Source organism: Blautia sp. BIOML-A1 (assembly GCF_009883055.1).
Classification (GTDB): Bacteria; Bacillota; Clostridia; order Lachnospirales; family Lachnospiraceae; genus Blautia_A.
Genome location: NZ_WWVR01000068.1, coordinates 1 through 5,454, shown reverse-complemented (window position 1 = coordinate 5,454; position 5,454 = coordinate 1). Strand labels below are relative to the sequence as shown.

Sequence of the window (5,454 nt, the reverse complement as noted above, 5' to 3'; positions counted from 1 at the left end):
CTACCCGCAGTTCGATTCCATATTCAGCACATTTTGCTTTCAATCTTGTCCGGAATTCATAGAATTTCTGGGACGCAACTGCTTTTGAGAGATACCGGTTCTTCATCATCCCGGATACGTTCAGATCTTCAATCGTTATATGAGACGGCTTGGTTTTCACTATCTCAGATATTATCTTATTGATATGGTCTGTACGGATATTTTCTATCCGGTGATGAAGTTTCTGTACCTTAAGCTTTTGTTTGCATATATTTGCTCTTTGAGTGGATTCTCCTTTCTTTAAGTTCTCATATTTACGGGAAAGCTTTCGCTGTGCCCGTCTTAATTGTTTCTCAAGTTTTCTGATCCGTGCTGTTTTATTGATATTTCTGTATACAGTTCCATTTGACACAACTGCAAAGTCTTTCAGACCCAGATCGATTCCGATCCCATCAGTGAAATCTCCATCTGCTTCCGGAGCAGGTATATCGACAAGTACAGACACATAATATCTTCCTGCTTTCATGGAAACTGCCCCGCTTCGGATCACATATCCATCCTTAGAGGCCGGGATGTAACCTTTTTCTTTCAGCCTTACCCAGCCAAGTGTTGGGATCTTGATCCTGTGACGTTCACAGAGACAGTCTTTGGGATTGTTCTTTACAAAATACATTTTTACATCAGATCTTCCTTTTTTCTTATATCTTGGGAAACTGCTCTGATGATGAAAAAATCTTGAAAAAGCGGTACAGGCATTTTCAATTGCATTCTTTACCGATTTGGAACTGACTTCTCTGATCCAGGAATATTCCGGATGCCCTGGAAGGTATTCATTGTTCAGCCATACACTGAACGACTTGCCACTCATAAATCTTTCACCGGCATCATAACGTTCTTTATTATGAAACAGGTAGAAATTATAAATATATCTGCATGTGCCGATTGTCTTATGTATTTTGATCTTCTGCTCTTCTGTAGGATTGATCTCTGTCTTGAAGCTCTTCAGCAATCTCCTCATCCTTTTCTATCTGTTTTTTATACTTACGAAGTCCATATAATCTACAGGAAAACACATGAAGGATGGAAATAATATCCTGTACAAGTTCTTCCTGTGGTGACAGTTCTTCATTGTTCACCACCAGTATCGTAGTGTGGAATTTCATGCAGAATCTTTCAAACCAGTCGTATCCAAAACGGATAAATCTGTCTTTATGCGTGATCACTATGGTTTTGACCTTCTGCTCCATGACTTCGTCCAGTAATCCATTCCATTTCCTGCGGTTATAATTAAGTCCGCTTCCATAGTCTTCAATGCACTGGTCTACGATCATTCCTCTGGCATTACAGAACTGACGCAGAAATGCTGTCTGATTTTGAAGATCATCCCTTTGGTTTTTGGTAGATACTCTTGCATAAATAACAACTTTTCGTTTATCATGTTCTATATTTATACCTTTAAATTGAAGATACTGGTCATATGTGTAATAACGCCTGTCTGTTGGAGTTCGGTTTGCTTTTAAGATTCCCTCTCTGTCCCATCTCTGAAGCGTTTTTACAGAAACACCTAATAATTCAGCAAAATCTTTTGGTTTATAATTTGTGATTTTTGATGTGTTCATAATATACCTCCATAAGTATATTTAAACACATTTAACATCTTTTTTCAATATATTAGTTGCTTATATCATCCCCCTTTGTACTTTTTAGTAAACACATTTTGATTTTCCACCATTATACAAAATTTCCCATGCATTTTCCACCTGATATGGTATACTATTAACATTGGTATAATATGCGTTGCTGTTCGCAGCAACCTTAACACTATAATCTGTAACGACCTAAAAGGAGAGTTAAATTATGAAATTTATTTATCCTGCGGTATTCCGCAAAACTGACAAAGGTACTTATAAGGGATTTTTCCCGGATCTGGAAGATTGTTTCGGAGAAGGAGACACTCTGGATGAGGCAATTGAAGAGGCAAACGCTGCTGCCTACAACTGGATCTCACTGGAACTTGACGAGGATGACTGCCAGCTTCCACCGGTTTCTGATGAAGATGATCTGGATCTTAAGGAGGGTGACATTGTCAGAAATATTTCTGTCAATATCCGCTTTTATGAGGGATGGGATGAATAAAATCTCCTCTCTGGCTTATTTGAATTAAATTATCCCGGAAGGAGTTTTTAACATGTCCACATTTTCGGATGTTCTTACCGAATATATCAACACAAAAAACATCAAGGTCTTTCCCATGGCCAAATACTGTGGGCTGGATCGTTCTACCATGTATAAGCTGATCAGTGGCAAGCGCAACCCGCCTCCCAGAGATATTTTGAAAAAAATGATCCTGTTCATGCATCTGACCCCGACAGAGGCCCAACATCTTGAGGAGGCATGGAATGTGACCAGGATCGGACCGGAAATTTACTACAAACGCAAAAGCGTAGAAAATTTCATCTGCCATTTTCCAAGTCATTTCTCTGTATCTCCGGATGAATTTATTTTTTCTTCCAAAATCGTCCAGCACAATCCAGACTCTGACTGTATTGCTCTGACTTCCATGCAGCAGATCAACTACTTTATCCACAAAATGTTTCTGACAGAGGCTTCCCGGTCTTCCGGCAAAATTTCACTGCTCCTTCAGCCGGAGCATGAGTTTGTCTTTCACCTGCTTTCTACACTGGCTCCAGGCGATGCACTGGAAGTTCAGCACATCCTCTGTCTGAACAGTCAGGATGCTTTTACCGAACATCATGAACTTATAAATCTGAAATATCTCTATGAAATTTTCCCGATTTATATGTCTGGTCTGAACTATACACTCTGGTATTATTATGATAATATTCACTCGCATTATCATAATATGAATATTTTCCCATGCATGATCCTCACATCTGATTCTGCACTCCTGTACACTGCAGACGGACAGTCCGGGATTTTTTACAGCAATACTGCTGTCATACATATGCTTCAGGAAATATATGATACTTACCTTGAACAGTGTTCTCAGTTATTCCTGGCAACCACCTTTTCACCGGATAATTTCTCAAATGTGTTCCGCACAGTATTTGAAGCAGATGAAACTGCTCCCACCTTTGCACTGCAGCCGGAAGTCTGCGTCACACCTTTTATCAGTGAAAGCATCCTGAGAGAATCTTTTAATTATGAACTTCCTCACAGTGAAGAAATTTTCCGTAACGCGACAGCCGCTTTCGCAGGCAATATGAGAAGACTCACTGACAGTCAGACATTTGTTTATTTTACAGCTGATGGCCTTATGCAGTTTGCTGCTTCAGGACGAACCGCTGAGATCCCGGAAATTTTTTATCACAGGTTTACACCAGAACAGCGAATCCAGATGCTGCGGGGAGTTGAGGCCAGCTGCCGTGATGGTTCTTACCGCATTCTGCAGAAACCCCTGAACCACATTCCTTCCAATCTGCATCTTTGTATCCGTGGAAATATCGGAACTCTGATCTTTCAGAAATTCAACGGTGAAGTTATGCTCTTTACGATTCAGGAATATGAACTTCTCGAAACCTTCCTTGATTATCTCCAGAATATGCAGGAAAGCTGTTTTTATACTACTGAGGAAGCAGCCGCCTACGTGCAGGACATTATCTGCAGGCTTGAAAACGGAAGCCTTGAATAAAAACAGGACAGACAGATCAGGAATCATTACGAAATAATTTTCTGACAAAAAACAAAAACCGTATACTCAGGACAACTCCTGAATATACGGTTTTTTCTCTTTCATACTCGCCGATTCGCTATGTTTAAATTATACATAATATTTGATTTATTGCAATATGTGGCACTATTTGTGGACAAACTTTCCTGATTTTTGAAACACTTTAAGCTCGACGATATACTACTGTGAATCCCTCTGAAGCATTTCCCTGCACCTCTGCGGTGTAACCACTCGGTGCTTCCGCTGAAACGTCATAGGTAATCGGCATTCCACTGCTGTCACGGACATCCAGAAGAACCCATACATGTCTCCACTCTGTATTTGTACCAAGTGCAATGCTGTCATATTCCAGTCCATTTGCCATAAGCTGAAGAGTCACCTGTGCCGGGCGGCATGCCAATGTATCACCATCCTCCCAGCGTGTAGTCACAGAAACATCCGTTGCTTCGGTCACTGTGATCTGAAGTGGTTCGGACGAAACACCATCCCAGGTTGCCACGATATCCGTCTTACCTGTTCCGATACCACTGACAATTCCCCTGTCATCAACAGTTGCAACTGACGGATCAGAACTTGACCATGTAAGAGTCGGATTATCGACCTTTACTGTATCCTCCCATGCCTCTGCAAAGATCATGGTTGCACCAGTCTGCTGTATGCTCTGGCTCGCAGGTGTCAGCCTGATACCCTTACCTGTGACGCTGACCTTACTGTCGGCTGTAAACTCTCCCCAGGTAAGAGTCACTGTTGTCTCACCAGGTGCCTTCGCGGTCAGATTTCCATTCTCGTTGACCTCTGCGATCTGAGGATCCTCAACACTCCATGTAACCTCCTGCGGTTCAGCAGCTTCCCCGGTCTCACCTGTACCGTCGATCAGCTTATACCCTATCGTCTGTGAAGAAATATCTTCATTTAAAGATATCTGAACGCTGTCCGCTCCTGCATCAAGAACAATTCCCCTGACAAAAACGCGGAAGCTGACAGTCATTGCTTCACCATCTGCAGCTCCATTCTCATCGGTTGGCTGATAAGTTCCTGTCACAACAGCACCACCGGTCTTGTGGCTTCTCAACTGCAGCTGTTCCTCAGAATCTGTATCAAAGATACTTACCACTGACTCATCACTGGATTCCCATGTCATATCACGAACGGCGATCTTACTGCCGTTTTTCTCTCCATATACCGGTACAAAAAGACTTGCATCCTCTGAAATACCATGGAACACAACATTTCCATCTATAATCTGTCCAACAGAATTATCCTCGATCGCATCACCCAGATAAAGACCATCTGACAGAGTATCCTCCTCTTCCATCTGAATCTCTGATGTAAAATCTGCTGCATCCGTAAAAATATCTTCTGCCTCAGCTGCATCATCACCTTCTCTGGATTCAACATTCGCTTCGTTGTTTCCCTCATCTGTTGTTTCCCCGGTGCTGCCGGAAGCATCATCCGCAAATTCCGGTTCACTGCCTGCTTCTTCTTCCATTTCAACGGTCTGTGGTGCTTCCTCTGTCGTCTCAGCAAACACTTCACTATCAAAATCACTGGCAGATACAACAGCACCGCCCTGTACGATAAGAGCTGCCGATAACATCCAGGTTAAAGTACGGTTCCATTTTGAATGTGACCTTACACTCATAATTATCCCTCTTTCTTGTTTCAACTCACAGTCGGTAATTTCACAGAGTCTGACGTGTCAGCAATATGCTGACTGTGATTTGCCTCATGTCAGTGGGGGATACCGATTTCTCTCCGCCCGCCACTGCCGTTCATTTTCTTTT

The 5,454-nt window shown here is 42.2% G+C and carries 5 protein-coding genes; 2 read left to right on the top strand and 3 right to left on the bottom strand.

What is annotated here, in order from left to right; all coding sequences use genetic code 11:
* Both GT674_RS16450 and GT674_RS16445 read right to left on the bottom strand, forming a co-directional pair.
* A partial coding sequence (locus GT674_RS16450; protein ID WP_161286647.1) for an RNA-guided endonuclease InsQ/TnpB family protein occupies positions 1-997 on the bottom strand: 997 nt, incomplete at its 3' end.
* Positions 927-1,583: an IS607 family transposase gene (locus GT674_RS16445; RefSeq protein ID WP_173903411.1), complete on the bottom strand. Its 657-nt coding sequence runs from the start codon at positions 1,581-1,583 to the stop codon at positions 927-929. The genes GT674_RS16450 and GT674_RS16445, both read right to left, overlap by 71 nt.
* Positions 1,584-1,836: 253 nt before the next feature.
* Between GT674_RS16445 and GT674_RS16440 the strand changes: the two genes are divergently transcribed.
* A complete protein-coding gene (locus tag GT674_RS16440) occupies positions 1,837-2,115 on the top strand; it encodes a type II toxin-antitoxin system HicB family antitoxin (protein WP_161286645.1) in 279 nt (92 codons plus the stop codon).
* A 52-nt stretch (positions 2,116-2,167) separates the two neighbouring features.
* Positions 2,168-3,631: a helix-turn-helix domain-containing protein gene (locus GT674_RS16435; RefSeq protein WP_161286644.1), complete on the top strand. Its 1,464-nt coding sequence runs from the start codon at positions 2,168-2,170 to the stop codon at positions 3,629-3,631.
* A gap of 202 nt (positions 3,632-3,833) precedes the next feature.
* On the opposite strand, the gene GT674_RS16430 is transcribed toward GT674_RS16435, so the two are convergent.
* Positions 3,834-5,312 carry an Ig-like domain-containing protein gene (locus GT674_RS16430; protein WP_161286643.1) on the bottom strand — a complete coding sequence of 493 codons (1,479 nt, stop codon included), beginning with the start codon at positions 5,310-5,312 and terminating at the stop codon, positions 3,834-3,836.
* Positions 5,313-5,454: the final 142 nt, after the last annotated feature.

What these genes read in the sequence shown, in the direction of transcription:
- GT674_RS16430 (WP_161286643.1), bottom strand. Translation starts at nt 5,312, where the DNA reads ATGAGTGTAAGGTCACATTCAAAATGGAACCGTACTTTAACCTGGATG.
- GT674_RS16440 (WP_161286645.1), top strand. Translation starts at nt 1,837, where the DNA reads ATGAAATTTATTTATCCTGCGGTATTCCGCAAAACTGACAAAGGTACT.
- GT674_RS16435 (WP_161286644.1), top strand. Translation starts at nt 2,168, where the DNA reads ATGTCCACATTTTCGGATGTTCTTACCGAATATATCAACACAAAAAAC.